Genomic DNA, 26,982 nt, shown 5'->3' with positions numbered 1-26,982 from the left:
TAGTTTCTTCCGTTCGTATGGACCGGGCTGAGCAGATAGCGTGAAGCGTCCGCCCTCTCCGCCCCGCAGGAGCGACTCAGTGCGTATCGCCGTAACCGGCTCCATCGCCACCGACCATCTGATGTCCTTCCCCGGCCGTTTCGCCGATCAGCTGGTCGCCGATCAGCTGCATACGGTCTCCCTCTCCTTCCTGGTCGACACCCTCGATGTCCGCCGCGGCGGAGTCGGCCCCAACATCTGTTTCGGCATGGGCGTGCTCGGCCTGCGCCCGATCCTGGTCGGCGCGGCCGGCGAGGACTTCGCCGACTACCGCGCCTGGCTGGACCGGCACGGTGTGGACACCGCGTCCGTCCATATCTCCGAGGTCCAGCACACCGCGCGCTTCGTGTGCACCACCGACGCGGACCACAACCAGATCGCGTCCTTCTACACCGGCGCCATGAGCGAGGCCCGCCAGATCGAGCTCCAGCCGGTCGCGGAGCGCGTCGGCGGTCTCGACCTGGTGCTGATCAGCGCGGACGACCCGGAGGCCATGGTCCGCCACACCGAGGAGTGCCGCTCGCGCGGCATCCCCTTCGCCGCCGACCCCTCCCAGCAGCTCGCCCGCATGGAAGGGGAGGACATCCGGCTGCTGATCGGCGGCGCGGAGTACCTCTTCACCAATGAGTACGAGGCCGCGCTGATCGAGACCAAGACCGGCTGGACCGCGGACCAGATCCTCGCCAAGGTGGGCACCCGCGTCACCACGCTCGGCGCGCAGGGCGTGCGGATCGACCGCGAGGGCGAGGAGCCCGTGGTCGTCGGCTGCCCGGAGGAGGAGCAGAAGGCCGACCCGACCGGCGTCGGCGACGCCTTCCGCGCAGGCTTCCTCTCCGGTCTGTCCTGGAACCTCTCGCTGGAGCGGGCCGCCCAGGTGGGCTGCATGCTGGCGACGCTGGTCATCGAGACGGTCGGCACCCAGGAGTACGAGCTGCGCCGCGGCCACTTCATGGAGCGCCTCGCCAAGGCGTACGGCCATGACGCGGCGGGCGAGATCGCGGCCCACCTCCCCTGAACCCGTGGGTGAGCCCAGGGGGCCGTCGCCCCCTGGGCCCCGCCGGTCTCCTGGCGGAGCGGCGGAAGACGGCCGCGGTCCGGTGGCGCCCCGAAGGGGCGCGGGGAACTGCGCGACCAGCCACGATGGCGCCGCAGACGATCGACGGCAGGTCAGGGCACGTCCAGCGGAGTTATGCGGCTCCGCCGCGTGGCAAGGGCCTTCGCCCCCAGGCCCCGGGGGTCTGGGGCGGAGCCCCAGTTGAGGGAAGGGGCGGGGAGGGGACAGCCCGCCGCAGGCGTCATGATCCGCCGGACACCCCTAGACGCGGCGGCGCACCCGGTACGCCACGCCCCGCTCGGCCGGGCGCTCGCCCTCATAGGTCTGGCCGCGCATCTCGCACCAGGCCGGGATGTCCAGCCGGGCCGCCTCGTCGTCGGACAGGACCGTCACCACCCCGCCCACCGGCACCTCGCCGATCACCTTGGCCAGCTCGATCACCGGGATCGGGCACCGCTTGCCGAGCGAGTCGACCACCAGCTCGGGCTCGGGGTCCGGATCGGCCGCGGCCTCGGCTTCCGCTCCGGCTCCGGCTTCGGCTTCGGCCGGTTTCGGGGCGCCCAGACGCTCCCGTACCCCCGCCACCACCCCCGGCAGCGCCTCCAGGAACCGGTCCACGTCCGCCTCGGCCGTACCGCGCGGGAGCGAGACCCGGACATTGCCCTCGGACAGCACCCCCATGGCCCGCAGCACATGGCTCGGGGTCAGCGTGGAGGAGGTGCAGGAGGAGCCGGACGAGACCGAGAACTCCGCCCGGTCCAGCTCATGGAGGAGCGCCTCTCCGTCGACATAGAGACAGGAGAAGGTCACCAGATGCGGCAGCCGCCGCTCCGGGTCGCCGACCACCTCGACATCCGGTACCAGCGCCGGCACCCGCGCCCGGATCCGCTCCACCAGCCCTCGCAGCCGCTCCGCCTCGGCGGCGGCCTCCGCCCGGACGGCCCGCAGCGAGGCGGCCGCGGCGACGATGGCGGGGAGGTTCTCGAACCCGGGGGAGCGGCCCGACTCCCGTTCATCGGCGGGCTGAACCGTACGGAAGCGCACGCCCTTGCGCACCGCGAGCAGTCCCACCCCGGCAGGGCCGCCCCATTTATGGGCACTTGCGGTCAGAAGCGACCAATTGCCCTCCACGGGGCCCCAGCCGAGCGACTGCGCCGCGTCCACCAGCAGCGGTACGTCCGCCGCCGCGCACTCCTCGGCCGCCTCGGCCACCGGCTGCACCGTGCCGACCTCATGGTTGGCGGACTGTAGACAGGCCAGTGCCACCCCGCCCGGGGCCTCCCGCAGGGCCGCCGCGTACGCGCCCGGCGCGATCCGTCCCGTACGGTCCACCGGTACCTCGGTGACCGTGCCGCCGTCCGCCTCGTGCGCGGCGGCCGCGTGCAGCACCGAGGAGTGCTCCACGGCGGAGACGATCAGATGGCGACCGGCGCGCCGCCGTCCCGCGAGCGCCCCCGCGATGCCGTTGTGCACCGCGCGGGTCCCCGAAGGGGTGAAGACGAGCTCGTCCGGGCGGCACCCCACGACCTCGGCGGCCGCCTCCCGCGCGGCGTCCAGCAGCAGCCGGGCCCGCCGCCCCTCCCGGTACAGGCGCGAGGGGTCGGCCCACCCCTCGTCGAGTGCGGCGAGGAGCGCCTGCCGGGCGACGGGGTGCAGGGGGGCGGATGAGGCCACGTCGAAGTAGGGCACATAAGGAACGCTAAGCGTTCCGGGGGGAGTGGCGCGAACGATGGGTCGTCGGCCGACCGCGGCGCCGTCGTGGCTGGTCGCGCCCACGCGGCGGAGCCGCACATCGGCACAGCCCCGCGCCCCTTCGGGACGCGACCGAACCGCATCGCCCCGGAACCAGGGTCGCACCTGCCCGGTGCCGGGCCCGGACCGGGGCCGGAACCCGGGCCGTGCCCCGCGCGAAAAGGCCGTCGGGCCCCGGGCCGCGCCCGGGCGGAAAAGGGCGCCGGAGCCCGGGATTCCATCCCTTCGTGGAGCGCCCCGGCGCGTTGGGCACCCTCCCCGCGCGACCCCAAATGGCGTCCAGTAGGGTTTGGTCCGCATAAACATCCAAACCCCTGCCCGCACCGGGCCGGCGACCGACCAGACAGACGGCCGCGGCCGACCGCGCGGGCGAGACTCTCGGGAAGGCGCTACGTGAGTCCCAACGGCTCCGACCGCTCGTCGCGGCGCCCGGTGCGGCGGAAGCTGCTGCAGGCGCTGGCCGCGGGCTTGGTCCTGGCGACCGCCACCGGTTGCACATCCAAGGACTTCCCCCGCCTCGGAATGCCTACCCCCGTCACGGAGGAGGCGCCGCGGATCCTCTCCCTGTGGCAGGGCTCGTGGGCGGCGGCGCTCGCCACGGGCGTCCTGGTCTGGGGCCTGATCATCTGGGCGGTCATCTTCCACCGTCGCAGCAGGACCAAGATCGAGGTTCCCGCGCAGACCCGGTACAACATGCCGATCGAGGCGCTGTACACCGTGGTCCCGATCATCATCGTCTCGGTGTTGTTCTACTTCACCGCGCGCGATGAGAACGCGCTCCTCAAGACCTCCAAGAAGCCCGACCACGTGGTCAACGTGGTGGGCTACCAGTGGAGCTGGGGCTTCAACTACATGGAGAACGTGGACGGTTCCACCGCCACGCCCAAGCAGGAAGCCAAGGAGATCTCCGCGATCCCGGGGCGCATGCTGAACGCGGTCCCCAAGGGCGCCGAGGGCGTCTACGAGGCGGGTACCCCCGGTGAGCGGAACCCGCAGACCGGCAACCCGGGCCCGACCCTGTGGCTGCCGAAGGGCGAGTCGGTCCAGTTCATCCTGACGTCCCGCGATGTCATCCACTCGTTCTGGGTGGTCCCCTTCCTGATGAAGATGGACGTCATCCCGGGGCACACCAACCGCTTCGAGGTCACTCCGAACCGCGAGGGCACCTTCAAGGGCAAGTGCGCCGAGCTGTGCGGCGTCGACCACTCCCGGATGCTCTTCAACGTCAAGGTGGTGTCGCCGGAGCGTTACCAGCAGCACCTCAAGGAGCTGGCGAAGAAGGGCCAGACCGGCTACATCCCGGCGGGCATTGAGCAGACGGACGCCGCCAAGAACGCGGAGACCAGGACATCGTGAGCATCCTCAACGAACCCCAGGGTGCCGGCACCGCCGCCTCGCAAGAGCGGCAAGCGCCGGTACGTCGGAAGCAGCCGGGCAATGTCGTCGTCAAGTGGCTGACCACCACGGACCACAAGACGATCGGCACGCTCTACCTCGTCACGTCGTTCGCGTTCTTCTGCATCGGCGGCCTGATGGCGCTCTTCATGCGCGCCGAGCTGGCCCGTCCGGGTACGCAGATCATGTCGAACGAGCAGTTCAACCAGGCGTTCACCATGCATGGCACGATCATGCTGCTGATGTTCGCCACCCCGCTGTTCGCGGGCTTCACGAACTGGATCATGCCGCTCCAGATCGGTGCGCCCGATGTGGCGTTCCCGCGGCTGAACATGTTCGCGTACTGGCTGTACCTCTTCGGCTCGCTGATCGCGGTGGGCGGGTTCCTGACCCCGCAGGGCGCGGCCGACTTCGGCTGGTTCGCCTACTCCCCGCTGTCGGACGCGGTCCGTTCGCCGGGTATCGGCGCGGACATGTGGATCATGGGTCTGGCCCTCTCCGGCTTCGGCACGATCCTCGGTGCGGTCAACTTCATCACCACGATCATCTGCATGCGCGCTCCGGGCATGACGATGTTCCGCATGCCCATCTTCACCTGGAACGTGCTGCTGACCGCGGTGCTGGTCCTGCTCGCCTTCCCGGTGCTGGCCGCCGCACTGTTCGCCCTGGAGGCGGACCGTAAATTCGGGGCGCATGTCTTCGACGCGGCCAATGGCGGAGCGCTGCTCTGGCAACACCTCTTCTGGTTCTTCGGCCATCCAGAGGTGTACATCATCGCGCTGCCGTTCTTCGGCATCATTTCCGAGGTCATTCCGGTCTTCTCCCGGAAGCCGATGTTCGGTTACATCTCCCTGATCGCCGCGACCATTTCGATCGCCGGTCTCTCGGTGACGGTGTGGGCCCACCACATGTATGTCACCGGCGGAGTGCTACTGCCGTTCTTCTCGTTCATGACGTTCCTCATCGCGGTGCCGACCGGTATCAAGTTCTTCAACTGGATCGGCACGATGTGGAAGGGGTCGCTGAGCTTCGAGACCCCGATGCTCTGGGCGATCGGCTTCCTGATCACCTTCACCTTCGGTGGTCTGACCGGTGTGATCCTGGCGTCGCCGCCGATGGACTTCCACGTCTCCGACTCGTACTTCGTGGTGGCCCACTTCCACTACGTGGTCTTCGGCACCGTGGTCTTCGCGATGTTCGCCGGCTTCCACTTCTGGTGGCCGAAGATGACCGGCAAGATGCTGGACGAGCGGCTCGGCAAGATCACCTTCTGGACGCTGTTCGTGGGCTTCCACGGCACGTTCCTGGTGCAGCACTGGCTGGGCGCCGAGGGCATGCCCCGCCGGTACGCCGACTACCTGGCGGCCGACGGCATCACCACGCTGAACACCATCTCGACCATCAGCTCCTTCCTGCTGGGCCTGTCGATCCTGCCGTTCCTCTACAACGTCTGGAAGACCGCCAAGTACGGCAAGAAGGTCGAGGTCGACGACCCCTGGGGCTACGGCCGTTCGCTGGAGTGGGCGACCTCCTGCCCGCCCCCGCGGCACAACTTCCTCACCCTGCCGCGGATCCGCTCCGAATCCCCGGCGTTCGACCTGCACCACCCGGAGATCGCGGCGCTCGACCAGCTCGAGAACCACGGTGCGCCGGACGATGACAAGGCCCTCGCGGGTGGTAAGGAGGCCGGCAAGTGAAGGTCCAAGGCCGTCTGTTCATCTGGCTGGCCGTCTTCATCCTCGCCACGGCGGTCGTCTATGGCGTGTGGTCGAAGGAGCCGGCCGGCACCACGGCGCTCTTCCTGGCCTTCGGGCTGAGCATCATGATCGGCTACTACCTGGCCTTCACGGCCCGCCGGGTGGATGTCGGTGCGCAGGACAACAAGGACGCGGATGTCGCGGACGACGCCGGTGAGCTGGGATTCTTCTCCCCGCACAGCTGGCAGCCGCTCTCCCTCGGCGTCGGCGGCGCCATGGCGTTCCTGGGCGTGATCTTCGGCTGGTGGCTGCTCTTCTTCTCGGCCCCGATCATCATGGTCGGTCTCTTCGGCTGGGTCTTCGAGTACTACCGCGGCGAGAACGCCAACCAGTAGCCCTGACCGGCTGATACGAGCGGGGCCCGGACACCTCCCCAGGTGTCCGGGCCCCGCTCGGCGTTACGGGCCCGGACGGCCCCGCCGATCCGCTCGGTTCACTCCGGTGCCTCACTCCGCGCGCCGTTCCCGGACGGCGTTTCTACGTTGGCTCCATGAGCCACACACCTCGATCACTCAGAAGCCGGGCGGTGCTGACCTGCGCCCTGCTGGTGGCGCCGCTGATAGCGGGTCTGAGCGGATGCGGGGGATCCCCCGACCCCCTGTCCGCCAAGCCGTACGACGCCGCCGATCAGATCTCGTTCAGCGGTGACGGCGACGGCCGTAAGGCCGATCCGGACAAGCCGCTCGAAGTGACGGCCAAGGACGACGACAGCCGGATCACGGATGTCACGGCCACCGACGCCGCGGGCCGCTACGTCCGGGGTGAGCTGACCGACGACGGCAGGCACTGGCGCAGCACCGTGCCGCTGGCCGCGGGCGCCCACTACACGCTGAAGGTGTCCACGGAGGACTCCAATGGCGCTCCGGGCCGCCGTACGGTCGACTTCACCACCAGCTCCGCCCACCGGCTGCTGAAGGTCACCTTCGGCCCCAAGGCGGGGGAGTACGGGGTGGGGCAGCCCATCACGGCCAAGCTGAGCCGGCCCGTCAAGGACCCCTCGGCGCGCGCCGTGATCGAGCGCGCCCTGAAGGTGGACGCACGGCCCGCGGTGGAGGGCGTCTGGCACTGGGTGGACAGCCGGAACCTGCACTACCGCCCGCAGGAGTACTGGCCCGCCCACGCCACCATCACGGTGCACTCCAACCTCAAGGGCATCCGGATCGGCGGCGGGCTCTACGGCGGCGAGGCCAAGTCGCTGCGGCTGACCACCGGCGACCGCCTCGAGGCCCTCACCGACTCCGGCACCCACCAGATGACGGTGAAGCGCAATGGAGTGCCGATCCGGACCATCCCGATCACCACCGGTATGCCCGGATTCGACACCCGGAACGGCATCAAGGTCATCCTGGCCAAGGAATCCGCCGTACGGATGACGGGCGCCAGCATCGGGCTCGGCGCGGGCTCCTACGACCTGATGGTCTACTGGGCCGCCCGGGTCACCAAGAGCGGTGAATACGTCCATGCCGCGCCCTGGTCCACCGGCTCGCAGGGCTACGCCAACGTCAGCCACGGCTGCACGGGCATGAGCACGGCGAACGCCCAGTGGTTCTTCAACACCGTGCGCCTCGGGGACATCGTCCAGGTGGTGCACAGCAACGGAGAGGACATGGCCACATTCGACAACGGCTACGGCGACTGGAACATGGCCTGGGCGGACTGGCGCAAGGGCAGCGCCGTCGCCTCCGGCCAGTCCGACGCCACCCCCGCCGACTCCGCCCGGCTCCGGCCCCAGGTCTGAGCGGACGGTGCGGACGGTGCGGTCAGGCGCCCACGGCGGGACGGTGCGGTCAGGCGCCCACGGCGAGCCGCTTGCGGAGCAGCCCGGCCAGCGCGTCCGCCAGGGCCACCGGGTCCACCGGATGCGTGACCGCGGCCTCCGCGCGGCTCCAGGTGGCCAGCCAGGCGTCCTGCGGGCGGCCGATGAGCAGCAGCACCGGCGGGCACTGGAAGATCTCGTCTTTGATCTGCCGGCAGACGCCCATCCCGCCCGCGGGCGCCGACTCACCGTCCAGCACACAGGCGTCGATGCCGCCCTCCTCCAGCGCCGAGAGAACGGCCGGGAGGGTGGCGCACTCCAGGAACTCCACCGGGGGCAGATCGGCGGCGGGCCGGCGCCCGGCCGCCAGGCGCACCTGCTCGCGGGTGCTCACGTCATCGCTGTAGACCAGCACCGTTGCGGTGGGCCGCATCATGACCTCCGGGCGAAGTAAGTGATCTGCCGGGCTCCTGAGGCGGATGCTACTCCCGTACAGCCGTCCGGAGGAGGGGGTGTACGGATCTCTCCCTCCTTCGGGGGACTGTCCGGAACAGCCCCGACGAGCAGGGTCGATGTCCTTGACGCGGCCCTTGACACTCCGAACGGGACCCCCGGGAGTGAGCGCTGGATAAGCGACCGACATAATGTCGGTCGTGGCGACAGCAACAGCAGTAGAAACCGGGCACGCGCACCCGTCGGTCAACCGGCCGAACCTCACCAGCGTCGGAACCATCATCTGGCTGAGTTCCGAGCTGATGTTCTTCGCGGCCCTCTTCGCGATGTACTTCACCCTGCGATCGGTGACCGGAGCCGAGCACTGGAAGGAAATGGCGTCCTCGCTGAACTTCCCGTTCTCGGCGACGAACACCACGATCCTGGTGCTCTCCTCCCTCACCTGCCAGCTCGGCGTCTTCGCCGCCGAGCGCGGCGACGTGAAGAAGCTGCGCTCCTGGTTCGTGATCACCTTCATCATGGGCGCGATCTTCATCGGCGGTCAGATCTTCGAATACACCGAGCTGGTCAAGAAGGACGGGCTTTCGCTCTCCTCCGACCCCTACGGCTCGGTGTTCTACCTGACCACCGGCTTCCACGGCATGCATGTGACGGGCGGCCTGATCGCCTTCCTGCTTGTCCTGGGCAGGACGTACGCGGCCAAGAGGTTCACCCACCAGCAGGCGACGGCGGCCATCGTCGTGTCCTATTACTGGCACTTCGTCGATGTCGTCTGGATCGGCCTCTTCGCCACGATCTACATGATCAAGTAAGCCGGTCACCGCACCGGAACCACGTCCTTAACAGCATCGACGCAGAAGATCCTGACACCGGGGTAATCCGTGAAAAAGCTCTCCGCACGACGGCGCCATCCGCTGGCTGCGCTCGTCGTCCTACTCTTCGCGCTGGCGGTCACTGGGGGGCTGTACGCCGCGTTTTCGCCGAGCGAGGCGAAGGCCGACGACAGCTCCGCCCAGTCCCTCGCCATCGAGGAGGGCAAGAAGCTCTATGCCGTCGGCTGCGCCAGCTGCCATGGCACGGGCGGTCAGGGGACCTCTGACGGCCCGAGCCTGGTCGGCGTCGGCTCCGCCGCCGTGGACTTCCAGGTCGGCACCGGCCGCATGCCGGCGCAGCAGCCGGGCGCCCAGGTGCCGAAGAAGAAGAAGATCTACTCGGACGCCGAGATCGAGCAGCTCGCGGCCTACATCGCGTCGCTCGGCGCGGGTCCGGTGACGCCCACCAAGGGCGAGTACAGCCCGGACGGCGCGGACGTCGCGAAGGGCGGGGAGCTCTTCCGTACGAACTGCGCGCAGTGCCACAACTTCGCCGGTAAGGGTGGTGCCCTCACCAACGGCAAGTTCGCGCCGGCTCTCGACGGGGTCAGCCCCAAGCATCTCTACGAGGCCATGCAGACCGGCCCGCAGAACATGCCCTCCTTCCCCGACACCGTGATGCCGGAGAAGAACAAGCAGGACATCATCGCCTACCTCGACACGGTCAACAGCGACAAGAGCAAGACCCCCGGTGGTCTTGAGCTCGGCGGGCTCGGCCCGGTGAGCGAGGGCCTGTTCGGCTGGGTCTTCGGCATGGGCGCGATGATCGTCCTCACCATCTGGGTCGCCGCCCGGACCGCAAAGGCCAAGAAGTCATGAGTAGCCACGAGATTTCAGAAGCAGAAGACAAGCTGCCGGAAGCGCGGGGGGCCGAGAGCGCCGTAAGGCCGGCCGAGGACCCGTTCGCCGACCCGGGGCTGCCGCCGCACGAGCACCGTAAGCAGGACATCGACGAGCGGGCCGCGAGGCGCTCCGAGCGCACCGTCGCCCTGCTCTTCACGGTCTCGATGCTGGCCACGATCGCCTTCATCGCCGCGTATGTGGCACTCCCGGTCGACAAGTACATCTACGTCTTCCCGATCGGGCACATCAGCGCGCTGAACTTCGCGCTGGGGGTGACGCTCGGCATCGCGCTGTTCACCATCGGCGCGGGCGCGGTCCACTGGGCCCGCACCCTGATGTCCGATGTGGAGATCGCCGACGAGCGCCACCCCATCGAGGCCAGCCCCGAGGTCAAGTCGAAGGTCCTCGAGGACTTCGCCGCCGGCGCCAAGGAGTCCGGCTTCGGCCGGCGCAAGCTGGCCCGCAACACCCTCTTCGGCGCGCTCGCGCTGGTGCCGCTCTCCGGCATCGTGCTGCTGCGGGACCTCGGTCCGATGCCGGGCACCAAGCTCCGGCACACCAAGTGGGCCAAGGGCAAGCGGCTGATGAACTACAACACCATGCAGCCGCTGCGCCCCGAGGACATCGCCGTCGGCTCGCTCACCTTCGCCATGCCCGAGGGCATGAGCGAGGAGCAGCACGACTTCCAGACGGAGATCGCCAAGGCCGCCCTGATGCTGGTCCGGCTCCAGCCGGAGAACATCAAGGACAAGCGCGAACTGGACTGGTCGCACGAGGGCATCGTCGCGTTCTCCAAGATCTGCACCCACGTCGGCTGCCCGATCAACCTCTATGAGCAGCAGACCCACCACGTCCTGTGCCCCTGCCACCAGTCGACCTTCGACCTCTCCGACGGTGGCCGAGTGATCTTCGGTCCGGCCGGTCACGCGCTGCCGCAGCTGCGGATCAGGGCCAACGACCAGGGGTACCTCGAAGCCATGGGCGACTTCTCGGAGCCCGTCGGTCCTGCTTACTGGGAGCGCGGATGAGTACTACAAGCGACAGCGCCGCGCAGCGCCGGGGCAAAGCGCCCGCGGGCGAGCGCGTCGCGGACTGGGCCGATGGCCGGCTGGGCATCTACAGCCTGGCCAAGGCCAATATGCGCAAGATCTTCCCGGACCACTGGTCCTTCATGCTGGGCGAGGTCTGCCTCTACAGCTTCATCGTCATCATCCTCACGGGTGTGTACCTGACGCTGTTCTTCCACCCCAGCATGTCGGAGGTGGTCTACGAGGGCCCGTACGTCCCGATGCAGGGCGTGCGGATGTCCGAGGCGTTCCAGTCGACCCTCGACATCAGCTTCGAGGTGCGCGGCGGTCTGCTGATCCGGCAGATCCACCACTGGGCCGCGCTGGTCTTCCTCGCCGGCATGTTCACGCACATGATGCGCGTGTTCTTCACCGGTGCGTTCCGCAAGCCGCGTGAGATCAACTGGCTGTTCGGCTTCCTGCTGTTCTTCCTCGGCATGCTGACCGGCTTCACCGGCTACTCGCTCCCCGACGACCTGCTCTCCGGCACCGGTCTGCGGTTCATCGAGGGTGTGTTCCTGTCGATCCCGGTGGTCGGCACCTACATCTCGATGTTCGTCTTCGGCGGCGAGTTCCCGGGGACGGACCTCATCGCGAGGCTCTACCCGGTCCACGTCCTGCTGCTGCCGGGCATCATGCTCGGCCTGCTGGTGGCGCACCTGATCCTGGTCTTCTACCACAAGCACACGCAGTACCCCGGGGCCGGAAAGACCGAGAAGAACGTCGTCGGCATGCCTCTGCTGCCGGTCTACATGGCCAAGGCGGGCGGCTTCTTCTTCCTGGTCTTCGGTGTGATCGCGGTCCTCTCCGCGGTCGCGACCATCAACCCGATCTGGACCATCGGCCCCTACCGGCCCGACCAGGTGTCCACCGGCGCCCAGCCCGACTGGTACATGGGCTTCGCCGAGGGTCTGGTCCGTGTGATGCCGGGCTGGGAGATCACCGCCTGGGGCCACACGCTCGTCCTGGGCGTGTTCATCCCGATCGTGCTCTTCCCGCTGGTCCTGTTCGCGATCGGGCTCTACCCGTTCATCGAGTCCTGGATCACCGGCGACAAGCGTGAGCACCACATCCTGGACCGCCCGCGCAACGCCCCGACGCGTACCGCGTTCGGTGTCGCCTGGATCACCGCGTACTTCGTGATGCTGGTCGGTGGCGGTAACGACCTGTGGGCCACCCACTTCCACCTGTCGATCAACTCGATCACGTGGTTCGTGCGGATCGCCTTCTTCGTCGGCCCGGTCCTGGCGTTCATCGCCACCAAGCGGATCTGCCTCGGCCTCCAGCGGCGGGACAAGGACAAGGTGCTGCACGGCCGCGAGACCGGCATCATCAAGCGGCTGCCGCACGGTGAGTTCATCGAGGTCCACGAGCCGCTCGCGCAGGAGCAGCTGCACATCCTCACCCAGCATGAGCAGCCCGAGCCCTACGAGATCGGCCCGGAGGTCGACGAGAACGGGGTCAAGCGGAAGATAAAGCGTTCCCAGAAGCTCCGTTCGAAGCTCTCCAAGGGCTACTACGGCGGGGACAACGTCATTCCGAAGCCGACCCGCGAGGAGTACCACGAGATCACCAGCGGCCACGGCCACCACTGATCTCCCGGTAACCCCTCAGCGACCGGTTTCTCCATACAGCTACGCCACAGACCAGGGCCCCGGCCCGGACCGCACGGTCCGGCCGGGGCCCCGGCCGTGCGGCCGATAGGCTTGCGGCGGGCCGCTGAAGTGCGCGGACCCCTTCCCTGCCCACCCCCACGGATCCAGGAGCGGACCATGGACGTTGTGACCCCCGCCGGAGGCGACAGCACCGCGACGGCCCGCACCTGGCCGGACGTACTGAGCTCGCTGATCGCCGGCCGGGACCTCGATGCCGAGGACACCGCCTGGGCCATGGACCGGATCATGCGGGGCGAGGCCACCGACGCCCAGATCGCCGGGTTCGCGATCGCGCTGCGCGCCAAGGGCGAGACGGTCTCCGAGGTGGCCGGTCTGGTGCGGGCCATGTACGAGCACGCCCGGGTGATCGAGGTGCCGGGGGCGACCGTGGACATCGTGGGCACCGGCGGCGATCGCGCCAGGACCGTCAACATCTCCACCATGTCCGCGCTGGTCGTCGCCGGTACCGGCGCGCGGGTGGTCAAGCACGGCAACCGCGCCGCGTCCTCCGCCAGCGGCGCCTCCGACGTGCTGGAGAAGCTCGGCGTCAATCTGGACATCACCCCCGAGCGGGTGGTCGAGGTCGCCGAGGAGGCGGGGATCACCTTCTGCTTCGCGGTGAAGTTCCACCCGTCGCTGCGGCATGTCGCCTCGGCCCGCCGCGAGCTGGGCGTCGCCACCCCGTTCAACCTGCTCGGCCCGCTGACCAACCCGGCGAAGGTCACCTCCCAGGCGACCGGGGTCGCCGACGCCCGTATGGCGCCCATCATCGCCGGGGTGCTGGCCGAGCGCGGCTCCTCCGCGCTGGTCGTCCGGGGCGACGACGGGCTGGACGAGCTCACGGTGACCACGACCTCCCAGGTGTGGGAGGTCCGGGACGGCGCCGTGCGCCAGGAGACCTTCGACCCCCGGGACGTGGGCGTCGAGCGGGCCCCCGTGGAGGCCCTGCGGGGCGCGGACGCCTCGTACAACGCCGATGTGGCCCGCCGGCTGCTGGCGGGCGAGCGGGGCCCGGTCCGGGACGCGGTGCTGCTGAACTCGGCGGCGGCGCTGGTGGCGCTCGAGCGGGAGCCGGGGGACAAGCCGCTGACGGACCGGATCGGGGCGGGTGTGGCGCGGGCCGCCGAGTCGATCGACTCGGGGGCGGCGCGTGACGTCCTGGAGCGGTGGGTCCGGGCCACCCACGCGTAGGGGGTCCGGCGGGCCTTGGCGCCTGCGGCGGGCTGCTCTCTTACGGCGCCCATGTTCTGTCCGGGATGTGGACAGGGCATGGGCGCCGGCGTCCGACATGGCATACTCCTGCCCAGGTCACGAGCGACAGCGACTACGGCCCCGGCCCGCTGTCCGGCAACCCTCCGTCCGTGGCGGGGTGCCCCGGGTGATGACCAGGCCGCCAGGCAGCGAGGCCGGCGGCAAGCGCGGACCCCTCGCACTAGGGGTCCTGGTGGTCGAGGGAGTTCTTCCGTGATGCAGCGAATGCGTTAGGGCCGAGCGGCCCCGTCTCTCCTCAGTGCGCTCCGCGCGGTACGGCCGTGCGTCGAGCGATTTTCCGCGCCCTTACGGCCGGCTCGTCGCCGCCGCCGTTTCCGGCGCGTCACGCATTCATCCGACCCCTTCGGGAGACTTCGCCATGTCCGCGCGCCCTGCTGCCACCACCACCGCCACCGCTACTGCCACCACCTCCGCTGTCGCCGCCTGTGAGCCGCTGCCCGTGCTGGGCAGCGATGTCCTGGTGCCCCTGGTCACCGGCGGTGAGGTGACCTACGCGGCGCTCGACTACGCCGCCAGCGCCCCCGCGCTGCGGCGGGTCTGGGACGACATCGCCGCCTACGCGCCGTACTACGGCAGCGTGCACCGCGGGGCGGGCTACCTCTCGCAGTTGTCCACCGACCTCTTCGAGAACAGCCGTAAGGACGTCGCCGCCTTCCTGGGCTGCCGCGAGGACGACCAGGTCGTCTTCACCCGCTCCACCACCGATTCGCTCAACCTCCTGGCCGCCGTGGCGCCCCGGGGCACCGAGGTCTTCGTCTTCGAGACCGAGCACCACGCCTCGCTGCTGCCGTGGGAGCAGCGGGAGGACGTCACCGTCCGCTACCTGAGCGCCCCGCGCTCCCCGCGGCAGGCGGTGGAGACGCTGGAGAAGGCGCTCGCGGGGCGTGCCGGGGGCCCGGCGCTGGTGTGCGTGACCGGCGCGTCCAATGTGACCGGTGAGCTGTGGCCGGTGCGGGAGCTGGCCGCGGCCGCGCACGCCCACGGCGCCCGTATCGTCCTGGACGCCGCGCAGCTGGCCCCGCACCACCCCGTGGACATCGCGGAGGCGGACGTGGACTGGGTGGCCTTCTCCGGGCACAAGCTGTACGCGCCCTTCGGGGCCGGGGTGCTGGCCGGGCGGGCGGACTGGCTGCGGGAGGCCCGGCCGTATCTGGCGGGCGGCGGCGCCAGCCGTAAGGTCACGCGCAGGGAGGACGGCGGCGTCGACGTCGAGTGGCACACCACCGCCGCCCGGCACGAGGCGGGCTCGCCGAACGTCATCGGGGTCTACGCGATCGCGTCGGCGTGCAAGGCGCTGACCGAGGCCGGTTTCGAGGGCCTGGTCGCCCGTGAGCGGCAGCTGATCGAGAAGGTGCGGGCGGGGCTGGCCGAGGTGCCCGAGGTGCGGGTGCTCTCGCTGTTCGGCGACGACGCGCCCCGGGTCGGTGTGCTGTCGTTCGTGGTGGAGGGCTGGAACAGCTCCCACTTCGCGGCGGCGCTCTCCGCGGAGTACGGCATCGGCGTACGCGACGGTCTGTTCTGCGCCCATCCGCTGGTCCGCACCCTGCTGGACAGTGAGCCCGACGAGCCGGGCGAGTGCGGCGCGCCGGAGGCCGCGCCGGGGGAGCGGTCGCTGAACGCGATCCGGGTCAGCTTCGGGGCGGGCACGCCGGATGAGCATGTGGAGCGGTTCGTGGGTGCCGTGAAGGAGCTGGTGCGCGACGGCGCCCGGTGGAGCTACCGCACGGAGGAGGGCCGCTGCGTCCCGGACCGCGGCTGAGGCCCAACGGGCCTCGTGGGCCCCTGGGCCAAGAGTTCGGGAGCGCCGGGCCCAGCGGGGTGCCCGGCGGATCTTTCCCCTCCCCGCCCCTTCCCACAACCAGGGGCTCCGCCCCTGGACCCCACGATCAGCTGACCGCCCTGTGAGGGCAGGGCACCAGGGTGCCCGCGGGCGGGAGGCGAGGGCGCGATTGCCCGCCCCGGCGGGCCGACCGCGTCTGCGCGCCTACGTGGCGGGCATCCGCGTCGCCCGGCCGGGTCCTGTGGCGGAGCCCTGGTTTCCCCGGGGGTGAGGGGGCGGTCGTCGCTGTCGTGGGTGTCGGCGGCGGTGGGCTGACCGTGGTCGGTTCCTCGGCGCGGGCGCCTGCGCGCTTCCGCGTCGCCCGGCCGGGGCCCCGGTTTCCGCGGTGGGTGAGGGGGCGCCGTCACTGTCGTGGATGCCCGCACCGGCGGGCTGATCGCGGTCGGTTCGTCGGCGCGGGTGTCCGCGCTTGCGGGCTGTCCGGCCGGGGGCTGGGGCGGAGCCCCAGTTGTGGGAAGGGGCGGGGAGGGGAGCAGCCCGCCGCAGGCGTTACGCGCCGCCGGACGCCACCCTCAGCCGTCCAACCCGATCGCGAACGCCGCCTCCAAGTCGTGCTGCGAGTACGTCCGGAAGGCGATGTGGGTCTCGGTCGAGGCGACCCCCGGGAGCTTGCTGATCTGGCCCGTGATGATGTCCGCGAGGTCGTCGTGCCGCGCCACCCGCACCATCGCGATCAGATCGTGCGCGCCGGTGACCGAGTAGACCTCGCTCACACCCTCCAGCGCGGCGATCTTCTCGGCGGTCTCCGGGATCTGGTCCACGTTGGTCTTGATGAGCACGATCGAAGTGATCACGGCTGGCTTTCTCCCTCACTGGGCCTGGCTGCCTCACTGGGCCTGGCTGCGCCGCCCACTCTAGCCGTCCGCCCGAACCGGGCCCACGCGTAGAGAAACCCGAGCGTGAAGCCCACGAGATGGGCGAGATAGGCCACGCCGGGGCGGTCGTCGGCCTGCCGGGCGGCCAGCCACTGGAGGGCCACCCAGAAGATCAGCACCGCCCAGGCGGGAAACCGCAGCGGGAGGAAGAGCAGGAAGGGGAAGAGGCTGGTCACCCGGGCCCGGGGGAACAGCCACAGAAAGGCGCCGAGCACTCCGGAGATGGCCCCGGAGGCGCCCACCAGGGACTGGGCGGAGTCGGCGTGCGCGGCGGCGTAGCCGAGCAGCGCCAGATAGCCGGTGGCGAGGTAGAAGACGGCGAACTGGAAACGGCCCATCCGCTCCTCGGTCATCGCCCCGAAGACATAGAGGAACAGCATGTTGCCGAGCAGATGCAGCCAGTTGCCGTGCACGAACAGCGCGGTCAGCGGGGCGAGCGGCTGATCGGGGTCGCCGCTCCACAGCGCGGTGGGCACCACCCCCCAGCGCTCGAAGTACGTGGACTGGGCCTCCATCAGCCGCCCGCCCGAGCCATAGCCGGGGTTGAGCCCCGAGGCCGGTCCGAGGACGAAGATCAGGCAGCAGCTGACGATCAGGCCGTACGTCATCCAGGGGCGGCCGGGCCCCGCCATCCAGGGGCGGCGGCGCCCCGACGACGTCTCGATCATGGGCAGATCATTCCGTACCGGGCACAACCTCCACAGAGCGCCTCGCCGCGCTCCGCCGGGTCATGGGGGGCCGGACGGGCCCGGCACGGGCCAGGGCTCAGGCCGTAGGGTTACAGGACGCCGCCGACGAGCCGACAAGCGAGGAACCGCAACCATGGCCGTGCCCCTGCCGACCGCCCAGACCCGCTGGCGTTGCACACTGTGCGGCAATCTCACCCGGTTCGATGTGACCCGCTCGACCAGGGCCGTGGAGTATGTGCATCTCGACTTGGCGGGGGAACCCAGAGTCGAGGAACGCGAGGTGCTCGGTGAGACCATTGAGTCAGTGCGTTGTCGCTGGTGCAACGCGGTCGACCAGGTCGAACTCGTGGATCGTCCGAGCACCGGCCAGAGCGCCTGAGAACGGAGCGGTGACAGGTGGTGGAGCGGACCGGTGACCCCGGGGCGGCCGGTGACGCCGAGGGCGTCCCCGAGGCGCTGGACCGCCCCCTGCCGGAAGGGGTGCGACGGCGCGTGGTGGCGCTGGTCGCGGATGCCTTCGGCGGGCTGACGGTCACCGAGCTGCCCACCCAGCTGCGGCAGTACGCCCGTTTCACCCCGACCCGCCGCGCCAAGTTCGCGGGCAACGCGATGGCCGCCGCGGTGGAGAGCGACCCCGTCTTCCGGCAGCGGATCGCGGGACGGCTGCGGGAGACCCAGCGGGAGCTGGCCGAGGCGATCGAGGGCGGTTCGCCGCCCGCCGCCGCCGATCCGGTGGATGTCGCGGCGGTGGCGTATGTGCTGCGCCCGGTGGGCTGGGTCAAGCTGGTCGAGGCGGCGGGCGAGGAGGCCCAGCGAGCCTCCGCCGAACGGGCCGGTGAGGAGGCGGCGCGCGAGCTCCAGCGGCTGCGCGAGGAGCTCGCCGAGGCCAAGGCGGCCACCCGGCACGAGACGGAGCGGACGCGCACCGAGCTGGAGTCGGCCCGCAAGGAGAACGACGTGCTCCAGCGCAAGCTGCGCAGCGCGCAGAGCGATGTGAAGCGGGGCGCCGCCGCGCTGCGCAAGGTCGAGGCGGAGCTGGAGTCCGTACGGTCGGAGGCGGCGGCCCGTCAGGCCACCGCGGACAGCGAGGCACGGCGGCTGCGGGCCCGGCTCGCGGAGGCGGAGTCGGCGCTGGAGGCCAGCCGGCGGGCGGTGCGTGAGGGCCGCAGCGTGGAGGACATGCGGCTGCGGCTGCTGCTGGACACGGTGCTGGACGCGGCGCAGGGGCTGCGGCGCGAACTGGCCCTGCCGCCCGCGTCGATGCGCCCGGCGGACACGGTGGACGCCGTGGAGCCGGGGAAGATGACGCCGAAGGATATAGCGACCAGGGCGCTGTCGGAGATGGATCCGGCGCTGCTGGACCAGCTGCTCGCGCTGCCGCAGGCGCATCTGGTGGTGGACGGCTACAACGTCACCAAGACCGGCTATCCCACCATGCCGTTGGAGAAGCAGCGGCTGCGGCTGCTGGGCGGTCTCGCGGTGCTCGCGGCCCAGACGGGCGCGGAGATGACCTGTGTCTTCGACGGGGCGGAGCTGGCCGCTCCGGTGCTGCTCGCGCCGCCGCGCGGGGTGCGGGTGCTGTTCAGCAAGCCGGGTGTGACGGCCGACGAGTTGATCCGGCAGCTGGTGCGGGCCGAGCCGCCGGGCCGTCCGGTGGTGGTGGTGTCCACCGACCGCGAGGTGGCCGACGGGGTGGCACGCGCCGGAGCGCGCCCCGTGGCATCGGCGTTGCTGCTGAAGCGACTCGCCCGTTCCTGAGCCGTCGTGGGCCGAATCATCCGTCCCCGTGCCCCGGTTGCCCCGTTTCTCCATTCCAAGGCCGAGCTGCCCGAATCACTGCGAATGGCTTCACAAGTCTGACTCGGGGCACTTGTGATGTCAGCGGAGCGTCATCGGCCATCACTGCCCGTGCGATATTTGTAAAATATGCCCCCGCGGACCGACTTTTTTGCCGTCGGGATTTGAACGGATCACGGCGGGGTCACTATGGTCAGCTCGAACCTTCGCGCGGTCGATCACTCATCCGGGGTGACAGCGGAGGTACCGCCGAGTCCGCGCCCTGTCGCGGAGCCGGGGCCTTACAACCCCCCAACTCCCGGTAGGCGGCTGGAGGAAGAAGGAGCTCGCCTTCGTGGCGTCCCACCGTCGACCCAAGCAGCCGAGCCGCACTCGGGTAACCGTCCTCACCGCGACCGCGGCCGCGGCCGTCGCTCTCACGTCCCAGGCCGCCCAGGCCGCTCCGAAGCAGGACAAGAAGGACGTCAAGGAGCAGGTCGACAAGCTCTACGAAGAGGCGGAGCAGGCGACCGAGAAGTACAACGGCGCCAAGGAGAAGCAGCAGAAGCTGGAGAAGCAGGTCGGCGATCTCCAGGACAAGGTGGCGCGCGGCCAGGAGGACCTGAACAAGCTGCGCAACGGCCTGGGTTCGATGGCCACCGCGCAGTACCGCTCCGGCGGGATCGACCCCTCGGTGCAGCTGCTCCTCTCCTCCGACCCGGACACCTACCTCGAGAAGGCGTCCACCCTCAGCCAGCTGAGCGGCAAGCAGGCCGAGTCCCTGCGGAAGATCGCCGACAAGCAGCGCACCCTCAAGCAGCAGCGCGAGGAGGCGTCCACCAAGCTCCAGGACCTCGCCGACACCCGTAAGGCGCTCGGCAAGAAGAAGGACGAGATCCAGGGCAAGCTGTCCAAGGCCCGGAACCTCCTCAACACCCTGACCGCCAAGGAGCGCGCCAAGCTGGCGGCCCAGGATGCCGAGCGCGCCAACCGCTCCAGCGAGCGCGTCGACCTCGGCAATGAGGTGCCCGAGTCGGGGCGTGCCGCCGCCGCGCTCGCCGCCGCCAAGACGAAGATCGGCTCCCCGTACGTCTGGGGCGCGACCGGTCCGTCCTCCTTCGACTGCTCCGGACTCACCGGCTGGGCCTACCAGCAGGCCGGGGTGCAGCTGCCGCGCATCTCCCAGGACCAGGCGAACGCCGGCACCCGCATCAGCCGCGGTGAGCTCAAGCCGGGCGACCTGGTGCTCTTCTACGGCGACCTGCACCACATAGGCCTCTACGCGGGCGGCGGCCAGGTGCTGCACGCGCCCAAGCCCGGTGCCGGTGTGCGCTACGAGTCGATGGACAACATGCCGTTCCAGTTCGGCGTCCGGGTCTGATCCGGAAGTCCTGCGAACCAGGTTTCAAACCGCCTCAACCGCAATCCTTTCGGGCGAATCTCCAGCGCCCTCGCTGATCCCCCGCCCCGCCGGTGACCTGCGTCAGTCGGCGGGGCGTCAGTGTGCCCGCACTACACGGCCGTTGGACCGTGGGTGGCGCCACGGCTACTGTCTGCCCGCAGTTCTCAGCCCGACACTGCGGAAGGGAGTGCGGCTTCCCATGGCGTCCTGTCGCCGCGTCGCGAAACCCCGGTCCGGCCGGGCCACCGTATGGAGCGCCGCCTCGGCGGCCGCGGTGGCCTCCGCCGCCGCGCTGTCCGCCGTGCCGGCCGGTGCCGAGCCGCACGACCCGGCGGGCCGTCCGTCCGCCCGGTCCGCCGGCGACCGGATCGCCACGCTCTACGCCCAGGCCGAGCGGGCCACCGAGCGCTACAACGCGGCGGAGACGCGCGCCCGGGCCCTGCGCCGCCAGGTCGGCCGGATCCAGGACCGGGTCGCCCGCGGCCAGGGGCGGGTCAACCGGATGCGGACGGCGCTCGGCGCACTCGCGGGCGGGCAGTACCGCACCGGAGGGATCGACCCGGGTCTCGCCCTGCTGCTGTCCGGGGACCCGGCCCAGTACCTCGACCGGGCCGCCACCCTGGACCGGATCACCAGCCGTCAGACCGCGCGGCTGCGGGTGCTCCAGAGCGCCCAGCGGACGCTGCGGCAGGAGCGCGCGGAGGCCGCGGCCAAGCTGGTGAAGCTGGAGCACAGCCGTAAGGAGGTGGCCCGCCACAAGCGGACGGTCCAGCGCCGGCTGGCCACGGCGCGGCGGCTGGTGAACGCGCTGCCGCCGGGGGAGTGGGAGAGCTACGCGCGCCGCGCCTCGCGGGCGGGCGGACGGGAGCCAGGCGCCCTCGCCGGGCTGGTGCCGGGCGCCCTTCCCGGCGGTCGCTCCCCTTCCGGTTCCGATTCCGGTTACGGCTCAGGGGAGCTCCCGGGCGGCCTCGCGGGCGTACCGTCCTCGGGGCGTGCCGCCGCCGCGTTCGGCGCGGCACGGGCGGCCCTGGGGCTGCCGTACGCATGGGGCCAGGCCGGTCCCACCGCCTTCGACTGCTCCGGGCTCATGCAATGGGCCTACGCGCACGCCGGGGTGGCCATTCCGCGCACCTCACAGGCCCAGGCGCACGCCGGGCAGCCGGTGCCGCTGTCCCAGGCCCGCCCCGGCGATCTGGTGGTCTACCGCTCCGACGCCAGCCATGTGGCCATGTACGCGGGCAACGGGCAGGTGATCCACGCCCCTTACCCCGGGGCGCGGGTCCGCTACGACCCCGTGGGCATGTTGCCGATCTCTTCCATCACACGCGTCTGAAGCCGGCGCGCGGGCTCGTACGATCTAAGCGTGGCGGGTCGGTGGAGAACGGGCGGATGGCGGGCGCTGCTGTGCCTGCCCCTGGTGGGCGCGTTCTCCCTGACCGCGCTGTGCGGCTGCGGGCCCGTCCCCGCGCCCGACGACCCCGAGGGGCGCGACGGCCGGGCCGTGCAGCGCATGCTGGACCAGCGGGCGGCCGCGGTCCGGGAGCGGGACGCGGACGCCTTCCTCGCCACCGTCGACCGCGGCTCGGCCGGCTATCTGGCCGAGCAGCGGCGGGTGTTCCGGCAGATGTCCGCCGTACCGCTGCGCTCCTGGACCTACCGCCTGGTGCGCACCGGCGGCTTCACCCCCGCGCGGGTCGGCGGCCGCAGCCTCGCCGCCCAGGTCGAACTCCGGTACCGGCTGAAGGGGTACGACACCGCGCCGGTCGTCTCCGCCCAGTACCTCACCCTCGCCCGGCGCGGCGGGCAGTGGTACGTGGCCTCCGACGACGGTGTGGTCGACGGCAAGCGCGGTATGGAGCAGCTGTGGGACCAGGGCACGGTCGACGTCGTGCGCGGCGCCCACAGCCTCGTCCTCGGCGTCGGGCAGGACCGGCGGGTGCTGCGCGCGGTCGCCGACACCGCGGACCGGGCGGTGCCCGTCCTGGGCCAGGTCTGGCCGCATGCGTGGGCCGGGCGCGTCGTGGTCGAGGTCCCCGCCTCCCTGGGCCGGATGGCCGCCCTGCTCGGCGCCTCGGCGGACGGCTACCGGGGGATCGCCGCCGTCACCACGGGCGAGGTCGGCGGGGCCGGTGACGAGACGCCCGCCGACCGCGTGATCGTCAACCCCGAGGCGTACCAGGTCCTCGGCGACTTCGGCCGGCGCGTCGTGATCACCCATGAGACGGCCCATGTGGCCACCCGCACCGCCACCAGCGCCGCCACCCCGCTCTGGCTCTCCGAGGGCTTCGCCGACTGGGTGGGCTACCGCACCCCGGGCCGCACCCCCCGCCAGATCGCCCCCGAACTCACCGACGCCGTCACCGCCGGGCACCTGCCCAGCGCGCTCCCGCGCGACGACGACTTCCGCTTCGGCAGCGACCCCGACCGCCTCTCCCGCGCCTATGAACAGGGCTGGCTGGCCTGCCGCCTGATCGCCGACACATGGGGCGAGAGGAAGCTGGTCGACTTCTACCGCGCGGTGGGCCGGGCGCACGAGCGCTCGGGGGCGGTGGAGTCGGCGCTGCGGAAGGTGCTCGGGGTGAGCATGGGGGAGTTCACGGCGCGGTGGCGGAAGTACGTGGCGGGCGAGCTGAGCTGAACGCGGTGCCCGGTGCGTGGCGACCGGGCTGAGCCCGGCTCCGGGCCTGTACGGGGCGTGACCCAGATACGCCAGAAACCCGCCACGGGATGATCTTGAAGGGTTGAGCGCGGCGGACCTGCCGGAGGGCACGATGCCGAGGGCCGCGAACCGGCACTTCTCCATCCCGACGCTGAACGAGGCCATCGCCGACCTGGTCAACGCGCATGCCCGCCTGGACATCTCCCAGGCATGGGGCGACGTGCTCCACGGCCGCCGCGGACGGCACCCACATGGACACCTACCTCAACAAACTCGCCGAGCGCGGCCGTCGTTTTGCCGGTAACCCGGGGGACGGACAGGGCCATCCCCTGGGCGCGGGCTTCCCAGGAGGTGGCACGGACAGTCAGCGGAACAGGCGGAAGAACCCGCGCACCTGCTCGACCAGCGACTCCGGCTGCTCCAGCGCGGCGAAGTGGCCACCATGCGGCAGCTCCTCGAACCAGCGCAGGTCGGTGAACCGCAGCTCGGCCTCCCGCCTCGACGGGCGGGTTATGTCGCGCGGGTAGACCGACAGCCCGGATGGCGCGGTCACCTTGTCCCGGAAGTTGGCGAAGCTCTCCCAGTACAGGCGCGCCGACGACGTGGCCGACGCGGTGAACCAATAGACCGAGATCTCGTTGAGGATCGTCTGCCGCGACAACGCGTCCTCGGGATGGCCGTCGTTGTCCGTCCACGCCCAGAACTTCTCGGCGATCCAGGCGGCCTGCCCCGCCGGGGAGTCGGTGAGGCCGTAGCCGAGCGTCTGCGGTCGGGTCGCCTGGATCGCCGAGTACCCCCGGCCGGTGCGCTGCATCTCCTTCTCGGCCTCGAGATTCGCCAGCTCCGCGGGCGTCGGGTCGTCGAACGTGCCCGCCGCCACGGATCCCAGGTTCAGGTGCACGCCGGCGACCCGCTCGGGCGCCACCTCGCCCAGCGCCGCGGACACCGCCGAACCCCAGTCACCGCCCTGCGCGCCGTACCGTTCGTAACCCAGCGAGACCATCAACGTGTCCCAGGCGCGCGCGGTGCGAGTGATGCCCCACCCGGTCGTCGACGGCTTGTCACTCCAGCCGTACCCGGGCAACGACGGCGCGACCACGTGGAACGCGTCCGCCGGGTCACCGCCGTGCGCGCGCGGGTCGGTCAGCGGGCCGAGGACCTCCAGGAACTCGAGCACCGAACCCGGCCACCCGTGCGTGAGCACGAGCGGGAACGCGTCCGGCTCCGGCGAGCGGACGTGCAGGAAGTGGATGCCCAGCCCGTCGATCGTGTCGCGGTACTGCGGGAACACGTTCAGCCGCTCGGCGAACCCGAAGTCGTAGTCCTCGGCCCAGCTGCGGCACAGCTCCTGCGCATACGCCAGCGGCAAACCCTGTGACCAGTCGTCCACCGGCTCGCGCTCGGGCCACCGTGTCCGTCGCAATCGTGTCCGCAGGTCCGCGATCTCGGCTTCGGTGATGCGGACCTCGAATGGCTCGGCGGACATGGCAAGGCTCCTTCCTGGTCAAGGCGTTATCGGATCAGATGCAGGTGGACCGTCATCGCGGGCTCCCACGCGTGGCGTCGGGTTCGGGGCGGCGGTCGGCGGTAGGGCGCCGGATCAGGCTGAGGACGAGTCCGGCCAGGGGGAGTGCCGCGAGCACGGCGAGGGCCACCGGCACCGGCACGATGCCGGACAGACCCGCGACAGCGGCCGGACCGATCCCGCCACCTAGGACGTTCATGAAGTTGAGCAGGCCCTGTGCGGTGTCGCGGTCGTCCGCGGCGACCAGGTCCGGCGCGAGGCTCACCAGTACGGCTTGGGCGCCGGCGAACCCGCACACGGTCAACGCCGTGCCGACGACAATCGGGATCGGCCCGGTGGAGATCGCGACCACGAGCACGCCGACGACGGTGAGTGCCGCAAGCCCGGCCGACACCTGCCGGCCGGTGAACCGGTCGGTCAAGGTGCCGACCAGCCGCCCGGCCAGCACCGAGCAGGCGGCGGCCGGGACCAAGAGCACGCCGGCTTCCAGGGGGCCACCGCCCGTGGCCTGCTCGATCAGGGACGGGGCGCAGAACAGCACCCCGTAGTAGCCGGCGAAGACGGTCCCGCCGATGAGCCCGGCCGCCAGGAAGCCGCGGGATGCGATCACCCGCCGAGGAACGAACCCGTCGGGCGTGCTTCGCACGCGCCACCACAGTCCCACGGCGGCGAGCGTCCCGGCGGCAGCCAGGACGAGCGTGACCGGAGCGGGCAGGCCGACCGAGTGTGCCTGTAGCAACGTGATCAAGGAGCCGGCAAGTACCGACAGCACGGCCGCGCCGACGATGTCGAGTCGCCCGGTCGAGCCGTTTCGCTCGCCGCTACCGCTCCGCGTCAGCGCGCGCCTACTCGGCAATGCGGCCAGCAGGAGGGGCAGCGCGAGGACCGGGATCGCGAGCACGGCACGCCACCCGAGCCATGCGGTCACCGCCCCGCCCAACAGTGTCCCGCACCCCGACGCCGTCGCGCTGGCGGCCGCGATGATTCCCAGGGCGCGGATCCGTTGCCGCCGGGGAAGGGCGGTGGCCGCGGCAAAGACGGCGATCACGGTCGCGCCCGCCCCGGCGCCGCCGATCAGTCGGCCGACGATCACGACGGGCAGTGTCGGCCCGGCCCCGGCGAGCGCGGAGCCCGCGGCGAGCGCCACGACCCCGGCGACGAGGACCTGGAAGGGGCTCCAGCGGACCAGCAGCCGACCCGCGACCGGCATCGCGAGCGCGGAGGTCAGCGACCACGCGGCGAGAATCCATGCGGTGGCCCCGAACGGCACCGCGAGTGCGCGGCCGATGGCCGGCAGGGCCACCGACGGCGCTCCCAGTGCCACGTACATCGGCAGCACCAGCATCCCCAAAGTCAGCCCCAGCCGACGCCCGTCCGGGGCGTCGGTTCGCTCCGGTGCCGGGGCCCCTCCAGACGGGACCGTCTGCGGCGTCGTCCCCTGCCGAGTATGCTGTGACACGCTAAAGCTCCTTTGCGTGTAACATTACGGAGCAGTGAGGAGACACGTCAAATGCGGGATGCGTATCACATCCCATGGGTGGTCCAGACGGCCGTCGACCTGGCCAACACCTTGAGGCCGATCAAGGGAGAGGACGCGCTCGAGACCGTGGAGCAGCTCCGGGACTTCCTTGACGACCATCCCGTAGCGGTGCCTCCGAGTTCGGCCGCGAACCAAGGGACCGGTCCGCGGCATCTCACCCGCGCCGACCTGGCGGAAGTCCGCGCGTTGCGCGAGACGGTGCGTAAGGTGCTCGAACGGGCGAACGCGGACGCGGTCGGAGCTGCGGCTCTGATCAACGACGGTCTGCGTCGCAGCCGCGCCACCCCGGTACTGCGCCACGAGGACGACCGCTGGTGGACCGAGGTGACCTCCGACACCGACCGCTGCTCGGCGCACCTTGCCGCGACTACGCTCAGCGCACTGGCCTCCGTGATCGCCACGCTCGGCCCCGCTCGTCTCGGCGTATGTGCCGGGCCGACCTGCCGGGCCACTTTCGTGGACCTCTCGCGCAACGGCTCGAAGCAGTACTGCACCCGAACCTGCGCACACCGGGCCAGCGTCGCGGCCTACCGGAGCCGGCGCAGCCCGCGTTGAGCGCCGGCACCTGACCCTGCCAGGCCGGCTCCGGGGTTTCGTCCGAGCGGCCCTGGGCACCCATGCAACACAGCAGGACTTGACACGGAATCCGGGTGGCCCAAGCCTCGGGGCCGCGCCGTTCTTCGCGCCGGTCAGCTTGACCTTCTCGGCGACACGTCGCCGAACGCGACCCCGCCGCACGCCGCCGCACGTAAATCCGAGCA

General features: G+C 70.8%; 23 protein-coding genes and 1 riboswitch. Of the genes, 17 read left to right on the top strand and 6 right to left on the bottom strand.

All coding sequences use genetic code 11. From position 1 onward, the window contains the following. Positions 1-79: 79 nt before the first annotated feature. Positions 80-1,054, top strand: coding sequence for a carbohydrate kinase family protein (locus ACT2CW_RS16850; protein ID WP_445517142.1), 975 nt, complete (start codon positions 80-82; stop codon positions 1,052-1,054). 300 nt (positions 1,055-1,354) lie between these two features. On the opposite strand, the gene ACT2CW_RS16845 is transcribed toward ACT2CW_RS16850, so the two are convergent. Further along, the gene (locus tag ACT2CW_RS16845) at positions 1,355-2,782 is read right to left on the bottom strand and encodes a cysteine desulfurase/sulfurtransferase TusA family protein (RefSeq protein WP_445517141.1); all 1,428 of its coding nucleotides are present in this window, start codon (positions 2,780-2,782) and stop codon (positions 1,355-1,357) included. Between the two features lie 456 nt (positions 2,783-3,238). On the opposite strand from ACT2CW_RS16845, the gene ctaC reads away from it, so the two are divergent. The 4 genes from ctaC (at position 3,239) to ACT2CW_RS16825 (ending at position 7,735) form a co-directional block, all read left to right on the top strand. Beyond that, positions 3,239-4,201 carry an aa3-type cytochrome oxidase subunit II gene (ctaC, locus tag ACT2CW_RS16840; protein ID WP_044576759.1) on the top strand — a complete coding sequence of 321 codons (963 nt, stop codon included), beginning with the start codon at positions 3,239-3,241 and terminating at the stop codon, positions 4,199-4,201. Further along, positions 4,198-5,937 (top strand): aa3-type cytochrome oxidase subunit I, encoded by a 1,740-nt coding sequence (gene ctaD / locus ACT2CW_RS16835; protein WP_138911054.1) that lies wholly within the window; start codon positions 4,198-4,200, stop codon positions 5,935-5,937. Before ctaC ends, ctaD begins: the two co-directional genes overlap by 4 nt. Next, positions 5,934-6,332: a cytochrome c oxidase subunit 4 gene (locus ACT2CW_RS16830; RefSeq protein WP_164432007.1), complete on the top strand. Its 399-nt coding sequence runs from the start codon at positions 5,934-5,936 to the stop codon at positions 6,330-6,332. Before ctaD ends, ACT2CW_RS16830 begins: the two co-directional genes overlap by 4 nt. Positions 6,333-6,487: 155 nt before the next feature. Further along, on the top strand, positions 6,488-7,735 hold the full coding sequence (locus ACT2CW_RS16825) for a L,D-transpeptidase (protein WP_164432005.1): 1,248 nt from the start codon (positions 6,488-6,490) through the stop codon (positions 7,733-7,735). A gap of 49 nt (positions 7,736-7,784) precedes the next feature. Here ACT2CW_RS16825 and ACT2CW_RS16820 read toward each other — a convergent pair whose 3' ends face one another. Beyond that, on the bottom strand, positions 7,785-8,186 hold the full coding sequence (locus ACT2CW_RS16820) for a hypothetical protein (RefSeq protein ID WP_164432003.1): 402 nt from the start codon (positions 8,184-8,186) through the stop codon (positions 7,785-7,787). 211 nt (positions 8,187-8,397) lie between these two features. Between ACT2CW_RS16820 and ctaE the strand changes: the two genes are divergently transcribed. The 6 genes from ctaE to ACT2CW_RS16790 all read left to right on the top strand — a co-directional run bounded on the left by ctaE (position 8,398) and on the right by ACT2CW_RS16790 (position 15,674). Further along, positions 8,398-9,018, top strand: a complete 621-nt coding sequence (gene ctaE / locus ACT2CW_RS16815) for an aa3-type cytochrome oxidase subunit III (protein ID WP_020872008.1) — start codon at positions 8,398-8,400, stop codon at positions 9,016-9,018. A 69-nt stretch (positions 9,019-9,087) separates the two neighbouring features. Beyond that, positions 9,088-9,897, top strand: coding sequence for a cytochrome bc1 complex diheme cytochrome c subunit (gene qcrC / locus ACT2CW_RS16810; protein ID WP_138911056.1), 810 nt, complete (start codon positions 9,088-9,090; stop codon positions 9,895-9,897). Then, positions 9,894-10,949, top strand: coding sequence for a cytochrome bc1 complex Rieske iron-sulfur subunit (qcrA, locus tag ACT2CW_RS16805; protein WP_164432001.1), 1,056 nt, complete (start codon positions 9,894-9,896; stop codon positions 10,947-10,949). Before qcrC ends, qcrA begins: the two co-directional genes overlap by 4 nt. Beyond that, a complete protein-coding gene (qcrB, locus tag ACT2CW_RS16800) occupies positions 10,946-12,583 on the top strand; it encodes a cytochrome bc1 complex cytochrome b subunit (protein ID WP_138911058.1) in 1,638 nt (545 codons plus the stop codon). The genes qcrA and qcrB overlap by 4 nt, the downstream gene beginning before the upstream one ends. 177 nt (positions 12,584-12,760) lie before the next feature. Continuing rightward, a complete protein-coding gene (gene trpD, locus ACT2CW_RS16795) occupies positions 12,761-13,834 on the top strand; it encodes an anthranilate phosphoribosyltransferase (RefSeq protein WP_164431999.1) in 1,074 nt (357 codons plus the stop codon). Between the two features lie 115 nt (positions 13,835-13,949). Beyond that, positions 13,950-14,068, top strand: a riboswitch (SAM riboswitch). 205 nt (positions 14,069-14,273) lie between these two features. Beyond that, entirely contained in the window at positions 14,274-15,674 is a 1,401-nt protein-coding gene (locus ACT2CW_RS16790) for an aminotransferase class V-fold PLP-dependent enzyme (RefSeq protein ID WP_445517140.1), read from the top strand. A gap of 593 nt (positions 15,675-16,267) precedes the next feature. Here ACT2CW_RS16790 and ACT2CW_RS16785 read toward each other — a convergent pair. Both ACT2CW_RS16785 and ACT2CW_RS16780 read right to left on the bottom strand, forming a co-directional pair. After that, the gene (locus ACT2CW_RS16785; protein WP_020872014.1) at positions 16,268-16,549 is read right to left on the bottom strand and encodes an Lrp/AsnC ligand binding domain-containing protein; all 282 of its coding nucleotides are present in this window, start codon (positions 16,547-16,549) and stop codon (positions 16,268-16,270) included. Continuing rightward, positions 16,546-17,298: a rhomboid family intramembrane serine protease gene (locus ACT2CW_RS16780; protein ID WP_164431995.1), complete on the bottom strand. Its 753-nt coding sequence runs from the start codon at positions 17,296-17,298 to the stop codon at positions 16,546-16,548. Before ACT2CW_RS16780 ends, ACT2CW_RS16785 begins: the two co-directional genes overlap by 4 nt. Positions 17,299-17,452: 154 nt before the next feature. Here ACT2CW_RS16780 and ACT2CW_RS16775 point away from each other — a divergent pair, with 154 nt between their 5' ends. The 5 genes from ACT2CW_RS16775 to ACT2CW_RS16755 all read left to right on the top strand — a co-directional run bounded on the left by ACT2CW_RS16775 (position 17,453) and on the right by ACT2CW_RS16755 (position 23,135). Further along, the gene (locus tag ACT2CW_RS16775) at positions 17,453-17,698 is read left to right on the top strand and encodes a hypothetical protein (protein WP_037949112.1); all 246 of its coding nucleotides are present in this window, start codon (positions 17,453-17,455) and stop codon (positions 17,696-17,698) included. Between the two features lie 17 nt (positions 17,699-17,715). Next, on the top strand, positions 17,716-19,077 hold the full coding sequence (locus ACT2CW_RS16770) for an NYN domain-containing protein (protein ID WP_164431993.1): 1,362 nt from the start codon (positions 17,716-17,718) through the stop codon (positions 19,075-19,077). Between the two features lie 373 nt (positions 19,078-19,450). After that, on the top strand, positions 19,451-20,476 hold the full coding sequence (locus ACT2CW_RS16765) for a C40 family peptidase (protein ID WP_164431991.1): 1,026 nt from the start codon (positions 19,451-19,453) through the stop codon (positions 20,474-20,476). Between the two features lie 220 nt (positions 20,477-20,696). Then, entirely contained in the window at positions 20,697-21,830 is a 1,134-nt protein-coding gene (locus tag ACT2CW_RS16760) for an NlpC/P60 family protein (protein WP_445517139.1), read from the top strand. Positions 21,831-21,899: 69 nt separating this feature from the next. Further along, positions 21,900-23,135: a hypothetical protein gene (locus ACT2CW_RS16755; RefSeq protein ID WP_445517369.1), complete on the top strand. Its 1,236-nt coding sequence runs from the start codon at positions 21,900-21,902 to the stop codon at positions 23,133-23,135. A 385-nt stretch (positions 23,136-23,520) separates the two neighbouring features. On the opposite strand, the gene ACT2CW_RS16750 is transcribed toward ACT2CW_RS16755, so the two are convergent. Then, positions 23,521-24,642: an epoxide hydrolase family protein gene (locus ACT2CW_RS16750; protein ID WP_445517138.1), complete on the bottom strand. Its 1,122-nt coding sequence runs from the start codon at positions 24,640-24,642 to the stop codon at positions 23,521-23,523. Between the two features lie 52 nt (positions 24,643-24,694). Further along, positions 24,695-26,140: an MFS transporter gene (locus ACT2CW_RS16745; RefSeq protein WP_445517137.1), complete on the bottom strand. Its 1,446-nt coding sequence runs from the start codon at positions 26,138-26,140 to the stop codon at positions 24,695-24,697. Positions 26,141-26,191: 51 nt separating this feature from the next. Here ACT2CW_RS16745 and ACT2CW_RS16740 point away from each other — a divergent pair, with 51 nt between their 5' ends. Further along, positions 26,192-26,776, top strand: a complete 585-nt coding sequence (locus tag ACT2CW_RS16740) for a CGNR zinc finger domain-containing protein (RefSeq protein ID WP_445517136.1) — start codon at positions 26,192-26,194, stop codon at positions 26,774-26,776. Positions 26,777-26,982: the final 206 nt, after the last annotated feature.

It is taken from the genome of Streptomyces sp. NEAU-174 (genome assembly GCF_052665095.1).
This window is presented reverse-complemented; position numbering and strand designations above follow the sequence as displayed.